Consider the following 18,896-nt stretch of genomic DNA (forward strand, 5'->3'; position numbering starts at 1 on the left):
TCAGCCCTGCGGACGGCGCAGCACGTACCCGACGCCGCGCACGGTGTGGATCAGCTTGGCCGCGCCGTCCGCGCCGGAGTCGACCTTGCGGCGCACGTACGAGATGTACGACTCGACGATGCTGAGGTCGCCGCCGAAGTCGTAGGCCCAGACGTGCTCGAGGATCTGCGCCTTGGAGACGACCCGGTCGGCGTTGGCCATCAGGTACGCCAGCAGCTTGAACTCGGTGGGCGACAGCGACACCGGCCGGCCGCCGCGCAGGACCAGGTGGCCCACCGGGTCCAGTTCGAGGTCCCCCGCGACGAGGCGGCCCTCGCCGGTGGGGGCGCCGGTGCGGCGCAGGATCGCGCGGATCCGGGCGATCAGCTCCTCCAGGCTGAACGGCTTGGTGACGTAGTCGTCGCCGCCGGCCGTCAGTCCGCTGATCTTGTCGTCGACCCCGTCCTTGGCGGTGAGGAAGAGCACCGGGAGGTGGTCGGCCCCGGGCCCGCGGCCGGCCACCTCGCGCAGCCGCCGGACGACGGCGAAGCCGTCCATGTCCGGCAGCATCACGTCGAGGACCACCAGGTCGGGCCGCTCCCGCGCGACCGCCGCCAGCGCGTCGGCGCCGTCGGCCGCCGAGGTGACCCGGAAGCCGACGAACCGCAGCGAGGCGGACAGCAGCTCCCGGATGTTGGGCTCGTCGTCGACGACGAGCAGGCTCGCCTCGGGCGTGGCCGTGTCCATGGGGGTCCTCCCTCTCGCGCTCAGCCCCGGCCGCCGCCGGAGCCCGCGGCGCCGCCCTCGGCGACGGTGGTCGCGGCGAGGTCGCCGTCGGCGTTCTGGCTGCCGCGCACGGTCACCGTCTGGCCCGGCTGGAGGTCGGCGACCTTGCCGGTGGTGGCCCGGGTGATCCGGGTGCGGGCGTCGGTGGTGACCTTGACGACCTCGCCCTGGGCGTCGGTGACGTAGAGGGTGGTGCCGTCGACGAGCTTCACCGTACCGGTGGTGAGACCGGCCCCGGCGGCCGGGCCTCCCGTCCCGCCGGCGCCCCCGCCGCCGAAGCCCTGCCAGGAGCCGTTCGGCCCGGTCCCGGTGCGGCCCTGGCCGGTGCCGCCCCGGGTCCGGCCGGCGCCGGTGCGTCCCTGGTCTCCGGCCGCTCCGGCCGCTCCGGCCGTGAAGTTCCGGCCCGACGCGCCGCTGCCGAAGCCCGCCCCGGCGGACTCCTTGAGGTGGCCCTTCTCGACCAGGGCGCCACCGGTGAAGGCGAGTCCGGCCACCACGCCGCCGGAGAGCAGCAGGGTCAGCCAGGGCAGCCGCGGCCGGGGCGGCGCGGCCAGTTCGGCCGAGATGTCCCGGGTGTCCGGGGGCTCGGCGAGGATCCGCTCGGGGTCGTCGGCAGGGCCCGTACCCGGGGCGGTGGCGGGCACCGTCTCCTCGCAGTCCGCGTCGACGAACGTGCCGACGGACGTGCCGGCCTGCGCGTCACCCCCCTCGGCCGGCCCCTCGAAGGGCCCGTCCCCGGGCCCGTCCGCTCCGGCGAACACCTCCTCGAACGGTGTGAACCGGTCCTCCCCCGCCTCGGCCCGCTTCTCCAGTGAGGTGCGGCGTCGTGCCATGTCAGCTTCCTCCTCTTGCGACGTGCGTGCTCACTCGTGCCGCAGCGCTTCGATGGGCCGCAGGCCGGCGGCGCGGTTGGCCGGGTAGCCGCCGAAGAACAGCCCGATGACCACGGCGATCGCGAAGGCCCCGACGACGGACTCCGGAATGACGACCGGTCTGATGCCGACGATGGTGAAGTGCGAGCCGATCAGCCCGGCCGCGACGCCCAGGCCGCCGCCGATCAGCGAGAGCAGCGTCGACTCGGCGAGGAACTGCCCGAGGATGACCCCGCGGGGCGCCCCGATCGCCTTGCGGATGCCGATCTCGCGGGTCCGCTCGGTCACCGTGACCAGCATGATGTTGGTGATCCCGATCCCGCCGACCAGCAGGGAGATCGCGGCCACCGCGCCCAGCAGCACGGTGAAGGTCCGGTCGGTCGAGGCCTGCGTGGTCAGCAGCGAGGCCTGGCTCGCCACCCGGAAGTCCAGGGCGGCCGGGTCCTTGATCCCGTGCCGCGCCATCAGGACCGTGGTGATCTCGTCCTGCGCCCCGGCGGTGGCGTCCGCGGACGTGGCCTCCACCAGGATCTGGCTGACCGAGCCGAAGCCGGTGAAGGCGTTCTGCACGGCCGGCAGGGGCGCGACGACCACGTCGTCCGGGTCCTGGAAGCCGGTACCGCCCTTCGTGGCCAGGACGCCGACCACGGTGAAGGGGGTACCGCCGAGCACCAGCTTGCGGCCGACCGGATCGGCCGTACCGAAGAGGTCGGCGGCCGTGGTCGCGCCGATGACGGCGACCTTCCGGGAGGCCAGTACGTCGTCGGCGCCGAAGTAGTCGCCCTTGGCCACCTTGCTGTTGGAGGCCTTGAAGTACGCCGGGTACGTGCCGACGACCTGGCCGACGGTGTGCGAGGCGCCCTCGTACAGCGCGGTCTGCGAGGTGCTGACCTCAGGGGCCACCGACTCGATGTCCGGGGCCGCCGCCGGGTCGGCCAGGGCCCGCGCGTCCTCGACGGTCAGCGGCTTGGCCGCGTCGGCGGAGCCGGAGCGTCCGCCGCCGAAACCGCCGCCGCCGGAGGTGACGGTCAGGGCGTTGGTGCCCAGCTTCTCGATGGAGTCCTTGACCGCCTGCGAGGAGCCGTTGCCCACGGCGAGCAGCAGGATGACCGCCGCCACGCCGATCAGTACGCCCAGCATGGTCAGTGCGGAGCGCACCTTGTTCGCCGCGAGGCCGCCGAAGGCGAAGCGGAGCGTCTGGAAGGGGTTCACCCGAGCCCTCCGACCGCGGCGGCGCCGCCAGGCGTCCCGGCTCCGGCGTACGTCCCGGCTCGGGCGTGCGTCCGCTCGCCGAGGGGCGCCCCGGCGAGCGCGGGCGGGGGCCCGGCCACGGGTGCCTGCCGTACGTCCTCGACGATCCGGCCGTCCACCAGCCGCAGCACCCGCTTGGCGTGCCGGGCCACCTCGTCCTCGTGGGTGATCAGGACGACGGTGCGGCCGGAGGCGTTGAGCCGGTCCACGAGTGCCAGGACCTCCTCGGTGCTGCGGCTGTCGAGGTTTCCGGTGGGTTCGTCGGCGAGCAGCATGGCGGGGGCGGTGACCAACGCCCGGGCCACGGCGACGCGTTGCTGCTGGCCGCCGGAGAGTTCGTTGGGGCGGTGCGCCAGCCGGTCGGCCAGGCCGACCAGGGTGAGCGCGGCCACCGCGCGGCGGCGCCGCACGGCGGCCTTCACCCCGGCGTAGGCCAGCGGGAGTTCGACCTGGGCGACGGCGGTGGTGCGGGGCACCAGGTTGAACGACTGGAAGACGAAGCCGATCTTGCGGTTGCGGACCAGCGAGAGCTGGTGCTCGTCCAGGCCGCCCACGTCGGTCCCGTCGAGCAGGTAGCGGCCCGAGGTGGGCACGTCCAGGCAGCCGAGGATGTTCATCAGGGTGGACTTGCCGGAGCCGGAGCTTCCCATGACGGCGAGGAAGTCGCCCTGTTCCACGACGAGTTCCACACCCGTCCGGCGGCCGGTGGCCGGGTCGGGCGGGCCGCCGAGCGCGCGGACGGCGGCGTCGCCCTGGCCGTAGGTCTTGTGCAGTGCCCGGACCTCGATCACCGGCGGCGCGGGCCGGCCGGATGCGTCGGCAGGCGGCGCCGCGGCCGGCGCGCGGCGGGGCCACAGCTGCGGCCTCATCCGCGGCCACCCCCGCCCCCGCCGGTACGGAAGCCGGTGCCGCCGCCCCGGTTGCGGGTGCCGCCGGCGCCGAAGCCGCCGGGGAAGGCGCCGCTGGGGAAGCCGCCGTTGCCGGTCGCGGAGACCGAGGCCAGCTCGACCCGCTGTCCCTCGGTGAGGCCGCTGAGGATCTGGTCGCTGCCGTCGCCTTCGAGGCCGACGGTCACCGGGGTGCGCACGGTGGTGCCGTCCGCCCCCACCACGGTGACGGTTCGGTTCGCCCCGGTCCCGGAGACGGCGGCGGTGGGCACCGACAGCGCGCCGGAGGCCTCGCCGACCACGACCTGGATGCTCGCGCTGAGACCGCTGCGCAGGTCGGTGGTGGGGCTGGTGATGGCGAGGGTGGCCTCGTACTGCACGGCGCTGCCGCCACCGGAGTTGCCACCGCCGGCGGAGCCGCTGCTGACGGGCAGCGAACTGACCGACAGCACCTTGGCGTTGAGCACCTTGCCGGTCATCGCGTTGAGCGTGACGGTGGCGGCCTGGCCGGCCTTGAGCCTGAGCGCGTCGGCCTCCGAGAAGTCGGCCGTCACCTGCATGCCGGCGGGGTTGGTCAGCACCACGAAGCCGGACAGGGCGGCGCCGGAAGCGGCGGCCGAGGAGCCCGAGCCACCCCCGGATCCACTGCCGCCGGACCCCGAACCACCGCCGCTTCCGGTGCCGTTGCCGCTGGTACCGGAGACGGTGTCGCCCACCTTCGCCGACACCGAGGCGACCGTACCGGCGGCCGGGGCCCGCAGGACCGTCCCGTCGAGGGCGCGCTGCGCGGCGTCGACGGCGTTCTGGGCCTGGGTGAGCTGGGCACGGGCCTGCGCCACCTGCGCGGGGTCCACGGTCGGCGTGGCGGCCGGTTCGACGGCCGCGCCACCGCGCCCGCCGGAGCCGCTGCCGGAGGGCGAACCGCCCTGGCCGGCCTCGGCCTTGGTGAGGTCCGCCGAGGCGGCGGTCAGTGCGGCCCGGGCCTGCTCCAGGGTCTCGGTCGCGGCGGTGGGGTCGACCTTGCCGAGCAGCTGCCCCTTGGTCACCTTGTCCCCCGGCCTGACCCGGACCTCGGTGAGCCGGCCGCCGGTGGTGAAGTCCACCCCGGCGTCGCTGGGCGAGTTCAGCGATCCGGAGCCGGACACGGTCGCGAGGACCGTGCCCTTGGTGACGGTCACCGTCCGCGCGGCGCCGCGCGCCGGGCCGCCGTCGTCGCCGGTCACCGCGGCGTACGCGCCGCCGGCGCCCGCGAGCACCGCCACTCCGAGCACCGAGTTGATCAGGGCGGCCCTGCGCCGCCGTGGGAGCACCTTCATGGGGCGGGATCCTGGCGGTCCGCACTTTGGAGCCTCTGGGAGGTTCCTGGGAGTTCCCTGGGGACGACGAGCCCGGGCAAAACGGCCAGAGCGGGCAATGACAGGCGTACCGTGCAGCGTTCCGGCGATACGGGCCACCCGGGGCGAGCGGGCTGTCAGGGAACTCCCAGCCGATGCCCCGGCCGTCCCCATCTGCGTGCGGTTCAGTCCTGGTCGCCGACGCGCCCGAGCCGTCGGCGGCCCGACGCCCCGAGGAGACCACCGCCATGCCCAGCACCCCGAGCCGGCCGGCCCCCGCGCGCTCCCGCGCCGCCGCCCGGGCCCTCGCGTACGCCCTGGTCCTCGCGGTGGGCGGGCTGGGGCTCGCGGGCTGCTCTGCCGACTCCGGCTCCTCCCGCGTGGCCGCCGGCGCCGCCGCCTCGGCCTCGCCGGGTCCAACCTCCATGGACGCGTACCGCCAGTGCCTCACCCAGCACGGCGTCACGGCCCCGCCCCGTCCGCGGGGCAGCGGCCGCCCCTCCGACGGCCCGCGCGGATCCGGGGGCGACAACAGCGGCTCCGACGGTTCCAGCGGCTGGGGCGGATCCGGTGGTACCGGTCGTTCCGGTGGTGCCGGCGGCTGGGCCGGCGGCGCGGGCGGCGGGCGCGGCGCCGCCGCCGACCCGAAGCGCCGGGCGGCCGTGCAGGCCTGCGCGAGCCTGCGCCCGCAGTTCGGCGGACGCGCCGGCGGCCCCGGCGGCAGCGCGATGAAGGCCTTCACCAGCTGTCTCAAGGACCACGGCGTGGTCCTGCCCTCCCCCGCCCCGAACACCCGCGGCCCCCGGTCCCTCCCCACCACGGACCCGAAGTCCGCCCAGGCCTACGCCACCTGCAAGGCCCTCCTCCCGCAGGGCGCCGACCGCGCCCGCCGCCCGACCCCGAGCCGCACGGCCTGAATCAGCCCCCGCCCGGAACTCCCGTACGCCCCCGCGCGTCACCTCCGTAGGTGTCGGGCCACGGACTCGGGGGTGCGTCGATGACCGGACGGAAGCAGTGGGCGGCCCCTCTGATCTCGCTGGGCGCGGCGGGACTGGGCCTGGTCCACCTCGTCGCGCCGGACGTGCGGGTCGACGGGGCCACGCTGGGGCTGGCCGTGATCGCGGTGGTCCCGTGGCTGGGCGGTCTGTTCGAGAGCATCGAGCTACCGGGCGGGGCCAAATTCCAGTACCGCCGGCTCGAGGAGCGGGTGGAGGCGGCCGAGCAGCGGGCCGCGGAGGCGCAGCAGACCGTGGGCGAGGCGAGCCGGCAGGCGCGGGTGGCGCTGGTGGCCTCCGGCACCGCGCGCGTCCGGGAGCCGGGGGTGGCGGAGGCGGTGGGGCGGCTCGGGGCCGAGTTCGTCGAGCTGCGCCGGACGATGCCCTCCGGTCCGGCCCGGACGTACCGCCAGGAGCTGCTTTTCGCCGAGCTGGTCCGGCTGGTGCCCCGGCTGGAGGGGTTCGACGTCGCGGGCGCACTGGGCTCGGCCGACCCCGGCGCCCGGCTGGCCGGTTACGCACGGCTGTACGCCTGCCCGGAGGGGGAGCTGTTGCCCGAGCTGGTGGCCGCGGCGGTCGCGGAGGAGTTGGCGTTCGCGCAGTTCTGGGGGTTCCAGGCGGTGACGGCCGTCATCGACGTGGCCGGGGCGGACGGGGTGCAGCTCGCGACCGTGCGGCGGTTACGGTCCGGCCTGGCCGGGCTGCCGCCGGAGGCGGCCGACCGGGCCCGGATGCTGCGGGTGCTCCTGCGGCAGCTGGAGGCGGCGTCCGGCCGGCCGGCCGTCGAAGAGGACCGCGCCGCGCCGTAGCACGGTGCCCCCGCACGCGGACGTGGGACGGCCCGGGCGGGGCGTTGGTCGCCATCCCGCCCGGGCCGTTGTTCAAGGCCGGTTCGGCTTGGTGTGCCGGATCAGCCGGTCGTGACCGAGGTGTCGTCGATCAGGAAGCTGGTCGCCTGGGACGAGTCCTCGGCGCCGGTGAACTTGATGGTGACCGTCTTGCCCTTGAAGGCGGACAGGTCGAGGGTGCGCTGGACGTACCCGCTCGGCGTGACGTTGGAGTACGTCGCCAGGGTGGTCGTGGTCGAACCGGAGACGACCTGGGCCTTGAGGGTGTCGTACGCGGTGCTGCCGGTCTCCTTGGTGTCGATCGCCAGCCAGAAGGAGAGCTTCGGGGCGGTGGCGGTCGAGGGGATGGTCACCGACTGGGACACGGTGTCGGTGTGGGTGGAGCCGTACCCGTCCAGCCACGCGTAGTACGAACCGCCGTGGGGGGTGGCGCCCGTCTCGTTGGTGATGACGCCGGAGGAGGCGGTCCAGGTGGTCGCGCCGGACTCGAAGCCCGGGTTGGCCAGCAGGTTGGTGCCGGTCGGCGGCTGGGTGGTGCCGCCGCAGGTGGTGCCGGTCGGGGCGACGGCCACGCCGCTCCAGGCCTTCTCCACGGTGGTGCACTGGGTGCTGCTGGCGCCGTAGAGGTCGGTCGCGGCCTTGATGGTCGCGGTCCGGGCGTCGGCGTAGGTGGAGGCGGCCGTCAGGTACGTGGTGAGCGCGCGGTACCAGATCTTGCCGGCGGTGGCGTTGCCGAGGCCGGTGACCGTACCGCCGTCACAGGTGGGGCTGTTGCCGTAGCTGGAGGAGCCGGAGCCGACGGCCATCAGGTAGAACCAGTGGTTGCCCACGCCGGACGAGTAGTGCGGGTCCAGGTTCTTGGTGCCGGTGGTCCAGCAGCTCTGGGAGGCGCCGTCCTTCTTCGGGTCGTCCATGTACCGCAGCGGCGTGCTGCTGATCTTCTCGCCGATGAGGTAGTCGGGCTTGTCCGCCGGGCTGTTGGCGTTGAACTCGACCAGGGTGCCGAAGATGTCCGAGGTGGACTCGTTCATGCCGCCCGCGTCGCCGAAGTAGTTCAGGCCCGCGGTGGCCGCGGTGACGCCGTGGCTCATCTCGTGGCCGGCCACGTCCAGCTCGGTGAACGGCTTCTGGCCCACGGCGCCGTCGCCGTAGATCATGCTGAAGCTGTCGTCGTCCCAGCCGGCGTTGTCGTAGTTGACGCCGTAGTGGACGAAGGAGCGGGCGCCGACGCCGTCGTTCTTGATGCCGTTGCGGCCGTGGACGTTCTTGTAGTAGTCCCAGGTGGCCTGGATGCCGTAGTGGGCGTCCACGGCGACGGTGGCGCGGTCGGTCAGGGCGCCGTTGCCCCAGACGTTGTCCGCGTCGGTGAAGGAGACTCCCCAGCCGGCCGGCGGCGAGTCGTTGGTGGCGGTCTTGTTCTGGGCGTCCCGCGTCTCCCCGTTACCGCGGGTCGGATCCTTGAGCTCGTATCCGCCGGTGATGCTGTTCGTGCCGAGCGTGACGTCGCCGACCTGGTAGCCGTGGCCGGTTCCCGAGGCGGTCACACCCGCGAGGCCGGCGGTCCGCGGCGCCGTGGTCTTCGGCGCGGTGCGGCCCGGCACGACCGTGGTGTGGAAGGTGTTCCAGGCCTTCCCGGCCTTGCCGGTCTTCGCGTCCACGAGGGTGTGGAAGTGGCTGGGCGAGCCGTCGGGGGCGGTGCCGTCGACGACGACCTGCCAGGCGAGCGCGGGCGTGGCCGACGTGGCGTCGACGACCAGCTGGGCCCGGGTGCTCTTCTTCTTGCCCTTGAACGTGGCGACGGCCGCGGCCACCGCGCGCTGCTTGCTCACCTTCGGCGTCACCGACAGGGTCAGCGGGGCCTTGAGGGTCAGCGAGGTCGACCGCAGCTCGCCGTTGGGGGCCGAGTGCACGATGACGTCGCCGCCCAGGACCGGCAGGCCCTGGTAGCGGCGGTCCAGGTGGACGTGGCGGGTGCCGTCCTTGTCGACGGTGACGTCGTGCGACAGGAAGGTGTCGTGGCTGCCGGCCCGCACCGCGGCGGGGCTGGCGGCCACCTCGGCGATGGCGTCCTGGAGGGCCTGGGTCTTGCTCGCCTTGGGGGAAACGGCCCGGGGGCCCTTGGAGGCGGAAGCGGGGGTGCCCGCACCGGCTATCAGGAGGCCGCTGACCGCGACGGACAACGTACCGACGAGGAGAGATCGTTTCATGGGGCGAGAGCTTGGCGGCGGCCCCGACCCCGGGGCAATGAACTGCCAATACTGTTTAATACGCATCGCTGTGAAGCGATCATGTCAAGTCTGGCGCGTGTTTCCCCGTTGTTTCCCCCGCTGGTGGGCGCCGGTGCGCCGGCCGCACCCGGCCCCCGTGGCTGGTTATGGCGCAATCAAAGTCCTGGCCAAGACTGTTCACATCGTGACGCGCATCACCGGGCGTTTGGCCGGAATTCGCTAGCATGTGCCACCCCCACACGGCACGCCGGACGGATCACCTGTGCCCTCTCATGCCCCGTTGCCCGATCTGGCCGGCGCCCTGCGCAACGGCCCGTTCGAGGTCGCGCTCGACTGTGCCGTGCGCGCCAGCGGCCTCAGCCTGGAACGCATCCAGCACCGGCTGGCGGCCCGCGGAGTCACCGTCAGCGTGACCACCCTCAGCTACTGGCGGCGCGGCCGCAGCCGTCCCGAACGCCCCCAGTCCCGGCAGGCCGTACGGCTGTTGGAGGAGCTGCTGGGGCTCCCCACCGATTCCCTGGTCTCCCTGCTGGGCCCCCAGCGGCCGCGCGGCCGCTGGGTCAAGGGCCCGCCGCGGGTCGTGGAGACCGAGCACCTGTGGCAGGAGTACGAGAGCCTGCCCGGCCTGCTCGACGCGATGGGCTCCACGGACGACGGGCTGACCCGGCTCGCCGTGCACGACCGGTACGAGATCGACGAGAACGGCGCCGAGCGGCGGCTGACCGTCACCATGGTCCTGCGCGCCGAGCACGAGTGGGTGGACCGGCTGGTTCTGATCAGTCGCGGCGACGACCCGCAGCGCGACCTGCCCGAGATCACCGGGATCCGCAACGCCCGCAAGGGCCGGGTCCGTTCGGACACCTCCGTGCCGCTGTCCGTCGCGGAGCTGCTGCTGGACCGGGTGCTCACCAAGGGCGAGACGGACGTGATCGAGTACACCTACGCCTTCGGCACCACCGGGGCCCGCACCAGCGAGGTCGGCACCGGCTTCCGGGCCCCCGCCCGGCTCTACACCCTCGAGGTGCAGTTCCACCCCGACGCCGTCCCGGTCCGCTGCCAGCGCTACTCCGGGACCACCGCGGGCGGCCCGATGCACCCCGCCGGCCAGGTCTGGATCAGCGCCTCCGGCCGCGCCGCCTTCACCGTCGAGGACCCCGGCCCCGGCTTCCAGGCCATGCGCTGGGAGTGGGAGTGATCCAGCCACCGCCCTTATGATCATGGCGGACGTCGGGTCGGGGGGGGTATCCGGCCCGGAGGTTCCTTCGACACCACATATATGGGGGAATTCCATGCGCATGCGCGCCATGGGTGCGATCGGGCTGTCCGCCGCGACCGCACTCACCGCCGTCGCCCTGTCGCCGGTCACCGCGACCGCCGCGACACCGGCCGCCACGTCGGCCGCCAAGCACCGCACCTTCGCGGACTTCAACGGCGACGGCTACCCGGACCTCGCGATCAGCGCCACCGAGGCCACGGTGGGCGCCCCCCAGCAGGCGGGTGCCGTCTCCGTCGCCTACGGCTCGGCCGCCGGGATCGGCAAGACCGGCACCCAGCTGCTGACCCGGGCCGACCTGGGCGGCGGCGAGGCCCCGGAGGCCGGCGGCCGGTGGGGCGTCATCAAGGGCTTCGGCGATCTGGACGGCGACGGCTTCGACGACCTGGTGGTCGCCAACAGCCCCGGCGAGGGCCGGACGTGGGTCCTGTGGGGCGGCAAGAAGGGCCTGTCGGGGGGCGTCCTGCTGGCCGTCAACGCCGGCACCACTCCGCACGCCCTCGACTACTGGTCGCTCCATGTCGGCGACACCGACGGGGACGGCATCGCCGACCTGGTCGGCTCGATCACCCGCTCGGGCTCGAGCGGGACCGTCGCGGCCGGCTTCGGCGTCGTGCGCGGTCCGCTCACCCGCAGCGGCGGCTTCAAGCCCGTCCAGTACCGGGAGACCTTCACGCGGGACGACGCCGCTCCGCACGGTTTCGTGATCGCCGACTTCACCGGCGACGGCCGTCCCGACCTCGGCGCGATCAGCGCCAAGTCGTGGGCGCAGAGCCTGATGGTCTACAAGAACACCGGCAGCGGCTGGACCGCCAGCCGCAAGATCGCCCTGCCCGGCGACCGGTACATGTGGATGCGGCCGGTGGTCGGCGACATCAACGGCGACGGCATCCAGGACATGGTCCTCGGCCACCGCTGGACCTACACCGACCCCTTCGGCAAGATCTTCGTCGCCTACGGCGGCAAGGAAGGCTTCAGCACCACCCTCAAACCGCGCCTCATCGACGAGGACACCCCGGGTGTGCCCGGTCTGGTGGAGCGCCAGGACAAGTGGGGCGAGGCCCGCGCCCTGGCCGACGTCGACAAGGACGGGTACGCGGACCTCGCGGTCGGCGCCCCGTACAAGGACGCCCAGGGCGGCACCGTCAGCCGCGCCGGCTCCGTCACCATCCTGCGCGGCGGCCCCAAGGGGCTGACCACCACGGGCGCCCGGACCGTCACGCAGGCCACCACGGGCGTGCCCAGCACCAGCGAGAAGCAGGACCGCTTCGGCGAGGCCCTGGCCTGGGTCGACGGCGATCGCAACGGCACCCCCGAGCTGTACGTCGGCGGCCCCGGCGAGGACGGCAAGGCCGGCCGCGTCTGGCAGCTGCCCGCCGGCACCGGCACCGGAGCCACGTCCTTCAACCTGAAGGACACCGGGCACCCCTCGGGCCCGGCCCTCTTCGGCGGCCAGTTCGAGGGCTGATCCCGCGGCCCCCGGGCCCGTCCTGCTCCTGCGAGCGGGGCGGGCCCGTCGTGCTTTCGGGCCCGCCGCGTCCTGGGCGCCTTTCGCCCCCGCCGCCGGTCGTCAGTACGAGTGGTCGACCGTGACGTCGGCCGCGGTGCGCAGGGCCGCGTGCGCCGGCTCGCCGCGCAGCCCGAGCAGGGTGAGGGCGAGGGCGTCGACCACGGTCAGGTGGGCCAGCCGGCTGGCGACCGTCTCCAGGCCGAAGACCAGGTCCTGACCGCCCGCGACCAGCGTGCAGTCGGCGGCCTCGCTCAGCGGTGAGCGGGCGTAGCTGGTGAGGGCGAGGACCCCGGCCCCCGACCGGCGGGCGGTGCGTGCGACGTCCACCGTGGTCCGGGTGGCGCCGGTGTGGCTGATGGCCAGGCAGGCGCCGCCGGACGTGAGCTGCGCGGCGGCCAGTTGCGCGGTCAGGGGGTCGGCCGGGGCATCGACCGCGCAGCCCAGGGCGCGCAGTCGGTACGCGGTGTCCAGCGCGACCGCGCCGGACAGGCCCGCGCCGACCACCAGGATCCGGCCCGCCCCGTCGAGCAGGCCGGCCGCCTCGCGCAGCCGCTGCGGGGTGACGGTCGCCGCCACCCCGTCCAGCGCCTCCCGGGCGGCCCGCACGGTGTCGGCCAGGGCCCGGGCGGCCGGGTCCCGCTCCCGGGAGGGCGGCTCGGCGGGCGCCTGCCGGGCGGCGGCGATCTTCAGCTCCTGGTAGCCGCGGAACCCCAGCCGCTGGCAGGCGCGGACGACGGAGGAGGGTGCCGTTCCGGCCAGCGCGGCGACATCGCTGACGCTCAGGTGCACCAGCTCCGCCCCCTTGTCCAGGACCACCTGCGCCACCCGCGCCTCGGTCTCGCGCAGTCCGGAGAGGTGGGCGCGGACGTGGGCGGCCAGCCCGGCCCCCGATGCGGAATCCATTTCCATGGCGATATCGTAGCGTGGAATTCCATTCCATCACCGGTCCTGGGAGCGCACGTGCCCGCCAACCTGCCCGCTCTGACGGGGGCCGCAGCCGTACCCGCCGTCGTCCTCGCCTCGGCCCTGCTGCACGCCCTGTGGAACGGCCTCACCCACGGCCTGCGCGACAAGCTCGCCGGCTTCACCCTGATCAGCCTCGCCTCGGCCGGCTGCGGAGCGGTGCTGGTCTGCCTCGCCCCGCTGCCCGACGCGGCCGCCTGGCCCTACATCGCGGCCTCGGCGGCGCTCCAGGTCGCGTACCAGGTCCTGCTCCTGCGCGCCTACCAGCTCGGCGACTTCGGCCAGATGTACCCGACCGCCCGGGGCACCTCGCCGGTCGTGGTGGCGCTGGTCTCCACCACCCTCCTCGGCCACGCCCTGCCGGCCGGCCAGGCCCTCGGCATCGCGGTGGTCGCCTGCGGGCTGGCCGGGCTCGCCTTCGCCGACGGCATCCCCGGCCGCGCCCAACTGCCGGCGCTGGGCGCCGCGCTCGGCACCGGGGTGATGATCGCCTCGTACACCCTGGTCGACGGCAGCGGCGTCCGCGTCTCCGGCAGCGTCTTCGGCTACCTGGCCTGGCTCTTCCTCTGCCAGGGGCTCGTCCTGCCCGCCCTCGCCTGGGCCCGCCGGGGACCGGCCCTGCTCACCGCCCTGCGCCCGATGTGGGGCCGGGGCCTGGCCGGCGGGGTGCTCTCGCTGGTCGCGTACGGGCTGGTCGTCTGGGCGCAGTCGCGCGGGGACCTGTCCACCATCGCCGCCCTGCGGGAGACCAGCATCGTCTTCGGGGCGTTGATCGGCGCCGTCGTCTTCCGCGAGCGCCTGGGCCACCGCCGCATCACCGCGAGCCTCGCCGTCCTGGCGGGCATCGTGCTGCTCCAGCTCGCCGGCGGGGCGTGAGCGCGGGGCCGGTCAGTCGCGCGGCCGGCGGGGCGGGTCGGCGGGCGGGGTGCGGACCTCGAGGACGTGGTCGGCCTCGGTGATGCGCAGCAGGGCGGCGACGGGGTGGCTGACGGCGTTCAGCACCAGTTCCTTGCCCGTCGCACGGGCCAAGTGGTGGAGTTCCAGCAGGACGTGCAGACCGGAGCTGTCGCAGAAGGTCACGGCGGACAGATCCACGTCGAGCCCGGTACGGCTGGCGCGCAGGGCCTGGGTGAGGTCCGCCTTCAGTCCGGCGACGTCCTCCATGTCGATCTCGCCGCGCAGCCTGGCCAGCACGCGCTGGGGGCCGGGCTCGAAGACCACGGCGACGACGGAGGGGTACATGGTTCCGTGGGCACCGTCCGCAGGAACGACGGGCCGGTCGACCGCCTCGGATTCCATCACCCTGCTCCCTTCAAGCGATCGTCCTCGACGTTCGTCACGGCGACTCCCCGTCCTGAGCGGTCGAGATCGAGGTCGAGGTCGACCAGCAGCTGCAGGAAGTCGGCGATCTGGTGGTGCCCCTCGGCGGGATGGCGGAAGACCGTCCCGGGGATCACCTCGTAGTGGTTGCGCCGGCCGTGGCGCACCCGCGTCAGGTACCCGGCGGCCTCCAGGTCGGCCACGATGGCCTGGGCCGCGCGCTCGGTGAGCCGGCAGCGGGCCGCCATGTCCCGCAACCGGACCTCGGGGTCCCGCAGGACCATCACGAGGATCCGGGTGTGCTGGGTGACGAAGGTCCAGCCAGTCCTGGACTCCACCGGCTCCATGCCGGAATTGTACGATTTGCGATTCCGGTTTCGCCACCCCGGAATCCACTTTCCGGGGTGGCCCGCCGGTCAGTCGCCCGGTTCGGCCCAGGGGGCCGTGCACAGGTCGGCCACGGTGCGCCGCTGCCGGACGACCGGGGGCGCCTCGGCCGGCCGGCCCACCGCGAGCATCGAGACCACGGCCCAGCCCGGGGCGGGCCGCAGCTCCTCGGTGAGGGCGTCCAGGTCGAAGGCGCGGAACTGGTGCACGGCCAGGCCCATCGCCTGGGCCTGGACGCTCAGGTGGGCCACCGCCTGGCCGAGGTCGTAGTCGGCGAACTCGGAGTACTGGATCGTCGGGTCGCCGCTGTGCCGGCGGGTCAGCGCGACGACCAGCAGGCCCGCATCCGTGGCCCAGCGGGCCGAGCTGGGCGCGAGGTACGGCAGGATCCTCTTGTGGTCGACCTCCCCGGGCCGGGTCGCGAGGAACCCCCAGGGCTGCGAGTTCCCGGCGGACGGAGCCCACCGGGCCGCCTCCAACAACACCTCCCGCGCCGCGTCGTCCACGGCCCCCGCCGGATCGAACGCGTAGGGACTGAACCGCCCGGCCAGCAAAGGATGCACCCGTCGCACACTCTCATGATCATCAGACACGAGTCATGCAACACCCCGTGCGGCCGATCCATTTCCGGGTGGGGCGGACCGCCCCCGGAGGCCGGCTCAGGCGCCGGCCGTCGGCGCCCGCGCCGGAAGCGGCACGGCGGTCATGTCGTCCCGTTGCCGGCCGGCCGGCAACCGGGGCAGTCGCGATGCGGGGAGCAGGCCGAGGGCGGCGACGGCGGCCAGGATGAGCACGGTGGAGCCCATGGTCGGGCCACGCGTTTCAGTGGCGCTCGCCGCGACGGCGATGCCGAAGGTCGGCCCGATGTTCATGGCGGTCTGCTTGAGTCCGCTGACGACCCCGGCGTACCCGGCTGGCGCGTCACCGACGACGGTCCCGGTGGCGGTCACCATCACGGCGGCGAACCCGGCCCCGACGGCGGCGAAAGCCGCGGCCATGGCCGGCCACGTACTGCCGGGGCCGAGCCGGGACAGCCCCGCGATCCCGAGGGCGACCAGGACCGTGCCGGCGACCGCGGTGCGGCGCGCACCGTACCGGCGCAGTGCGACGACCGCGGCGGGTGAGCCCAGCACCATGAGCACGGTCATCGGAAGGACCCGCAGACCAGTGGCCGGCGGGCCGAGCCGGAGCACGTCCTGGAGGTAGAAGGTGGCCGTGAACAGCGCGCCGAACAGGCCGGCGGCGATGACCAGCAGGAGCGCCATCGACGCCATCACCGGTACGGACCGGGCCACGGCCGGCGGGACGACCGGGTGCGCGGTACGCCTCTCGTGCCGGGCGAGCAGCACTGCGAGCCCGATGACGGCGAGGAGTTCGAGCAGCGTCGGCGCGGCGGTCCAGCCCCGCGCCGGTACCCCGGCCAGGGCGTGCACCAGGACGGCGAGCGCGATCGCCAGCAGGCCCGCCCCGGTGAGGTCGAGCTGCGGGGCGTCGGCACGCCGAGGGGGCGGCGTCCGGACGGCGAGGGTGAGAGCGGCCAGGGCGAGCGCGAGGGGGACGTTGACCCAGAAGACGGCCCGCCATCCCAGGTGGGCCACGAGGACACCGCCCAGGAGCGGACCGGCCCCGGCCGCCACCGCGATCGCGCCGGTGCGCACGGCGACCGCCGTACTGAGCCGGTCCGCGGGATACGCCTGCCGCAGCAGGGCGAGCGTCGCGGGTTGCAGGAGCGCGGCGAACCCGCCCTGTACCGCACGCAGGACGATCACCCAGGTCACGCCCGGGGCGAGCGCGATCCCGGCCGAGGCGGCCCCGAAGCCGAGGACACCGGCGATGAGCAGGCGGGGGTGGCCGTACCGGTCCCCGAGGCGCCCGGCGATCACGAGCAGCGCGGCCACCGCGACCAGGTAGCCGGTGCTCGTCCACTGGACCTGCGGCAGGCTCGCACCGAGATCGCGCTGCATGCCGGGCTGCGCCATCAGCAGGACGGTGCCGTCCAGCGCGACGACCACCGCGCCGGCGACGCTGACCAGGAGTGCGATCCGCCGCTGTGCGGATGCGGTCATGAGGTCACCGGACCGAGGTGGGCGTCCAGCACCGCCGCGATCAGCCGGTCCCGTTCCTCGTCGCCGGGGTCACCGGCCGACGGTGGTGCGCCGAGGGCGAGTTGCAGGCTGCCCCAGGCCCAGAGCTGCGCCATGCCGTGCAGGTTCGACCACAGCGCGGCTGCCGTCACCTCGGGCGGCGGTCCGGCCTCGACGGTCCCGCCGGCGCGCCGCTCCGCTCGGCAGCGGGCCACGAGCCCGGTGAAGGCCTCGAACAGCGGGAGGGTCGACTCGCGCAGCCGCGGCTGGTCCGCCGCCTGCGCGGCGCCGTCGAGCAGGTCGTGCCGCCACATGAGCTCGAACATGCCGCGCCGTTCCAGGGCGTACCCGACGTACGCCCGCGCGAGGGCGTCCAGTTGGCCGCGCGGTGTGGCCGAGCCGGCGGTCGCGGCCCCGAGCATGGCCGCAAGGTCCTCGAAGCCGCGCCGGCCGACGGCCGAGAGCAGCGCCTGGTGCGTGGGGAAGTACCGCCGCGGCGCCCCGTGCGACACCCCCGCCCGGCGGGCGATCTCCCGCAGCCCCACGGAAGCGGACCCCTCGGCCAGCACGAGTTCGACCCCGGCATCGATCAACCGCTCCCGGAGGGAGCCCTCATCAGCCATGGACAGTGTCTATCCGATGGCCGTAGACACTGTCTACTCACGACGGGGCGACCTCCCCGCATGCCGCCGAACAGCAGCGCCCGGTTCAGTGCGGGTCCGGCGGGTTGGCCACGTCCCTGTAGCGCGACCCCGCGAAGGTGCGCAGCGCCTCGTGGAGGCGTTCCACAGGGATGTGGGGCTCGTGGTCGCCCTTGTAGAGGGTGTAGCTCCCGTCCGGCCACTGTTTCGGGATCCGGTGCTTGCGCAGCCACTCCCGGGACGGTTCGCCGCCTTCCCGGAACCAGACCCGGACCGACTTCTTCGCGAGCGCCCCGGACGGCGAGAGGACTCCCAGGGCGATTTGGTCGACCGCGCTCCACTTGATGGTGAAGGTCTGCCACAGGTCGCTCCTGGTGATCACGAGCCCGTCGCGGTCCACGACGATGATGTCGGACGTGGCCGACTCCCCCCGGAAGATGCCGTAGAGGGTCTTGCAGATCAGCACCAGGAAGAAGGCGACCACCCCTGCCGTCACGTGGTTCCGCACCTCGTTCGGGAAGTCGAAGACGGCCGCAAACTTCTCGTTGAACCCTGCGGGGAGGCCAAAGAGGACTCCCCAGCCTGCCCCTTCGCCGGCCTGCTTCTTCACCACGCGGGAGAAGACCTCGGACTCGGTGAGGCGGAGGGTGGCCTGCTCCTTCCCCTGGCCCCCCGTACCGTCTGGCTGCGCCGGCGCTGCGTCCCGGTGCTCGTCGAGCAGGGCGATCGCCTCGGCAGGCGTGGGCCTCCTGGCCGGGTCTCCGGCCAGGAGGCTCGTGATCAGGGGTGCGAGCGCGCCCGCGCGCCGTGCGGGCGGTGGTGTCCCCGTCAGTGCCGCCACCGGATCCTCCGGCGGGAAGGGCAGCCGGCCCTCCACCGACTGGTACAGCGTCACACCGAGCGAGTAGAGGTCGGACGCCCCGCTCGGTTCCGCTCCCAGCCACCGCTCCGGGGCGGTGTACCCCGGCGTACCGGCGACCAGGCCGGTCCGGGTCAGTCGTGTGTCGGCCCGGTCCACCGCGATCCCGAAGTCGGTCAGCAGGACGTCCCCGTCGGGCGTGACCATGATGTTCGCGGGCTTCACGTCCCGGTGGGTGATGCCCGCCCCGTGCACGAACCGCAGGGCGTCCAGGACGGCCCGGGCGATCGCCCGGGTCCGGCTCTCGCTCAACGCCCCTTCCGCCCTGAGCAGTTCGGCGAGGGACTGCCCCGCGACCAGTCGCATCACGATCCAGGCGGCGGCGTCGACTTCGAGGACGTCGTACACGGTCACGATGTGGGGGTGGTCGCGTAACCGGGCGGCGTGCCGTGCCTCCCGCGCGGCCCGGACCAGGAGTTCCGGGCGCTCCTCCGGCGGGACGTGCCCGAGCCGGAGCTCCTTGACGGCCACCCGCACGCCGAGCACGGTGTCCTCGGCCGCCCAGACCCGGCCGAAGCCGCCGGATCCCAGGAGCCGGTCCAACCGGTACCGGTCCGCGACCAGTTGCCCCGCCACCGCGTCCATGCGTCCCCCTCCGCGGCCCGCCCCCCGCGTACCG

18 protein-coding genes are annotated in these 18,896 nt (G+C 74.1%); 5 read left to right on the top strand and 13 right to left on the bottom strand.

Annotated elements, in window-relative coordinates; genetic code table 11:
* From AB0O40_RS13210 to AB0O40_RS13230, 5 genes are read right to left on the bottom strand one after another with little or no spacing between them, the layout of a single operon-like run.
* The gene (locus AB0O40_RS13210) at nt 1-726 is read right to left on the bottom strand and encodes a response regulator transcription factor (protein ID WP_365039437.1); all 726 of its coding nucleotides are present in this window, start codon (nt 724-726) and stop codon (nt 1-3) included.
* 20 nt (nt 727-746) lie between these two features.
* Nucleotides 747-1,598, bottom strand: coding sequence for a DUF5666 domain-containing protein (locus tag AB0O40_RS13215; protein WP_365039440.1), 852 nt, complete (start codon nt 1,596-1,598; stop codon nt 747-749).
* 30 nt (nt 1,599-1,628) lie between these two features.
* Nucleotides 1,629-2,849 carry an ABC transporter permease gene (locus AB0O40_RS13220; protein WP_365039443.1) on the bottom strand — a complete coding sequence of 407 codons (1,221 nt, stop codon included), beginning with the start codon at nt 2,847-2,849 and terminating at the stop codon, nt 1,629-1,631.
* On the bottom strand, nt 2,846-3,757 hold the full coding sequence (locus AB0O40_RS13225) for an ABC transporter ATP-binding protein (RefSeq protein WP_365039446.1): 912 nt from the start codon (nt 3,755-3,757) through the stop codon (nt 2,846-2,848). Before AB0O40_RS13225 ends, AB0O40_RS13220 begins: the two co-directional genes overlap by 4 nt.
* Nucleotides 3,754-5,091, bottom strand: a complete 1,338-nt coding sequence (locus AB0O40_RS13230) for a biotin/lipoyl-binding protein (protein ID WP_365039449.1) — start codon at nt 5,089-5,091, stop codon at nt 3,754-3,756. Before AB0O40_RS13230 ends, AB0O40_RS13225 begins: the two co-directional genes overlap by 4 nt.
* Before the next feature lie 266 nt (nt 5,092-5,357).
* Here AB0O40_RS13230 and AB0O40_RS13235 point away from each other — a divergent pair, with 266 nt between their 5' ends.
* Together AB0O40_RS13235 and AB0O40_RS13240 are read left to right on the top strand one after the other, a co-directional pair.
* Nucleotides 5,358-6,026 (top strand): hypothetical protein, encoded by a 669-nt coding sequence (locus tag AB0O40_RS13235; protein ID WP_365039452.1) that lies wholly within the window; start codon nt 5,358-5,360, stop codon nt 6,024-6,026.
* Nucleotides 6,027-6,106: 80 nt separating this feature from the next.
* A complete protein-coding gene (locus AB0O40_RS13240) occupies nt 6,107-6,913 on the top strand; it encodes a hypothetical protein (protein ID WP_365039455.1) in 807 nt (268 codons plus the stop codon).
* A gap of 101 nt (nt 6,914-7,014) precedes the next feature.
* Here the strand turns inward: AB0O40_RS13240 and AB0O40_RS13245 are convergent, their stop codons facing one another.
* A complete protein-coding gene (locus tag AB0O40_RS13245) occupies nt 7,015-9,159 on the bottom strand; it encodes a M4 family metallopeptidase (RefSeq protein ID WP_365039457.1) in 2,145 nt (714 codons plus the stop codon).
* A 301-nt stretch (nt 9,160-9,460) separates the two neighbouring features.
* Between AB0O40_RS13245 and AB0O40_RS13250 the strand changes: the two genes are divergently transcribed.
* Nucleotides 9,461-10,375 carry a hypothetical protein gene (locus AB0O40_RS13250; protein ID WP_365039460.1) on the top strand — a complete coding sequence of 305 codons (915 nt, stop codon included), beginning with the start codon at nt 9,461-9,463 and terminating at the stop codon, nt 10,373-10,375.
* A gap of 94 nt (nt 10,376-10,469) precedes the next feature.
* Nucleotides 10,470-11,921, top strand: coding sequence for an FG-GAP-like repeat-containing protein (locus AB0O40_RS13255; RefSeq protein ID WP_365039462.1), 1,452 nt, complete (start codon nt 10,470-10,472; stop codon nt 11,919-11,921).
* Between the two features lie 102 nt (nt 11,922-12,023).
* On the opposite strand, the gene AB0O40_RS13260 is transcribed toward AB0O40_RS13255, so the two are convergent.
* Complete coding sequence (locus AB0O40_RS13260) at nt 12,024-12,872, bottom strand: MurR/RpiR family transcriptional regulator (protein WP_365039465.1); 849 nt, start codon at nt 12,870-12,872, stop codon at nt 12,024-12,026.
* Nucleotides 12,873-12,923: 51 nt separating this feature from the next.
* On the opposite strand from AB0O40_RS13260, the gene AB0O40_RS13265 reads away from it, so the two are divergent.
* Complete coding sequence (locus tag AB0O40_RS13265) at nt 12,924-13,802, top strand: DMT family transporter (protein ID WP_365039468.1); 879 nt, start codon at nt 12,924-12,926, stop codon at nt 13,800-13,802.
* Between the two features lie 12 nt (nt 13,803-13,814).
* Here the strand turns inward: AB0O40_RS13265 and AB0O40_RS13270 are convergent, their stop codons facing one another.
* The 6 genes from AB0O40_RS13270 to AB0O40_RS13295 all read right to left on the bottom strand — a co-directional run bounded on the left by AB0O40_RS13270 (nt 13,815) and on the right by AB0O40_RS13295 (nt 18,862).
* Nucleotides 13,815-14,225, bottom strand: coding sequence for an STAS domain-containing protein (locus tag AB0O40_RS13270; RefSeq protein WP_365039470.1), 411 nt, complete (start codon nt 14,223-14,225; stop codon nt 13,815-13,817).
* Nucleotides 14,225-14,593: a helix-turn-helix domain-containing protein gene (locus AB0O40_RS13275; protein WP_365039473.1), complete on the bottom strand. Its 369-nt coding sequence runs from the start codon at nt 14,591-14,593 to the stop codon at nt 14,225-14,227. Before AB0O40_RS13275 ends, AB0O40_RS13270 begins: the two co-directional genes overlap by 1 nt.
* 69 nt (nt 14,594-14,662) lie before the next feature.
* Nucleotides 14,663-15,196, bottom strand: coding sequence for a nitroreductase family protein (locus AB0O40_RS13280; protein ID WP_365039476.1), 534 nt, complete (start codon nt 15,194-15,196; stop codon nt 14,663-14,665).
* A 96-nt stretch (nt 15,197-15,292) separates the two neighbouring features.
* Entirely contained in the window at nt 15,293-16,699 is a 1,407-nt protein-coding gene (locus tag AB0O40_RS13285; protein ID WP_365039478.1) for an MFS transporter, read from the bottom strand.
* Nucleotides 16,696-17,340, bottom strand: a complete 645-nt coding sequence (locus AB0O40_RS13290; RefSeq protein WP_365039481.1) for a TetR/AcrR family transcriptional regulator — start codon at nt 17,338-17,340, stop codon at nt 16,696-16,698. Before AB0O40_RS13290 ends, AB0O40_RS13285 begins: the two co-directional genes overlap by 4 nt.
* Nucleotides 17,341-17,425: 85 nt before the next feature.
* Entirely contained in the window at nt 17,426-18,862 is a 1,437-nt protein-coding gene (locus AB0O40_RS13295) for a serine/threonine-protein kinase (RefSeq protein WP_365039484.1), read from the bottom strand.
* Between the last annotated feature and the right edge of the window lie 34 nt (nt 18,863-18,896).

Origin of the sequence: Streptomyces sp. NPDC089919 (assembly GCF_040684615.1) — a bacterium.
Classification (GTDB): domain Bacteria; phylum Actinomycetota; class Actinomycetes; order Streptomycetales; family Streptomycetaceae; genus Streptomyces.

Bases quoted from the DNA above. Each gene is read 5' to 3' on its own strand.
- AB0O40_RS13285 (WP_365039478.1), bottom strand. From the start codon at position 16,699: ATGACCGCATCCGCACAGCGGCGGATCGCACTCCTGGTCAGCGTCGCC.
- AB0O40_RS13215 (WP_365039440.1), bottom strand. From the start codon at position 1,598: ATGGCACGACGCCGCACCTCACTGGAGAAGCGGGCCGAGGCGGGGGAG.
- AB0O40_RS13260 (WP_365039465.1), bottom strand. From the start codon at position 12,872: ATGGAAATGGATTCCGCATCGGGGGCCGGGCTGGCCGCCCACGTCCGC.
- AB0O40_RS13245 (WP_365039457.1), bottom strand. From the start codon at position 9,159: ATGAAACGATCTCTCCTCGTCGGTACGTTGTCCGTCGCGGTCAGCGGC.
- AB0O40_RS13270 (WP_365039470.1), bottom strand. From the start codon at position 14,225: ATGGAATCCGAGGCGGTCGACCGGCCCGTCGTTCCTGCGGACGGTGCC.
- AB0O40_RS13255 (WP_365039462.1), top strand. From the start codon at position 10,470: ATGCGCATGCGCGCCATGGGTGCGATCGGGCTGTCCGCCGCGACCGCA.
- AB0O40_RS13230 (WP_365039449.1), bottom strand. From the start codon at position 5,091: ATGAAGGTGCTCCCACGGCGGCGCAGGGCCGCCCTGATCAACTCGGTG.
- AB0O40_RS13295 (WP_365039484.1), bottom strand. From the start codon at position 18,862: ATGGACGCGGTGGCGGGGCAACTGGTCGCGGACCGGTACCGGTTGGAC.
- AB0O40_RS13275 (WP_365039473.1), bottom strand. From the start codon at position 14,593: ATGGAGCCGGTGGAGTCCAGGACTGGCTGGACCTTCGTCACCCAGCAC.
- AB0O40_RS13240 (WP_365039455.1), top strand. From the start codon at position 6,107: ATGACCGGACGGAAGCAGTGGGCGGCCCCTCTGATCTCGCTGGGCGCG.
- AB0O40_RS13235 (WP_365039452.1), top strand. From the start codon at position 5,358: ATGCCCAGCACCCCGAGCCGGCCGGCCCCCGCGCGCTCCCGCGCCGCC.
- AB0O40_RS13290 (WP_365039481.1), bottom strand. From the start codon at position 17,340: ATGGCTGATGAGGGCTCCCTCCGGGAGCGGTTGATCGATGCCGGGGTC.
- AB0O40_RS13210 (WP_365039437.1), bottom strand. From the start codon at position 726: ATGGACACGGCCACGCCCGAGGCGAGCCTGCTCGTCGTCGACGACGAG.
- AB0O40_RS13225 (WP_365039446.1), bottom strand. From the start codon at position 3,757: ATGAGGCCGCAGCTGTGGCCCCGCCGCGCGCCGGCCGCGGCGCCGCCT.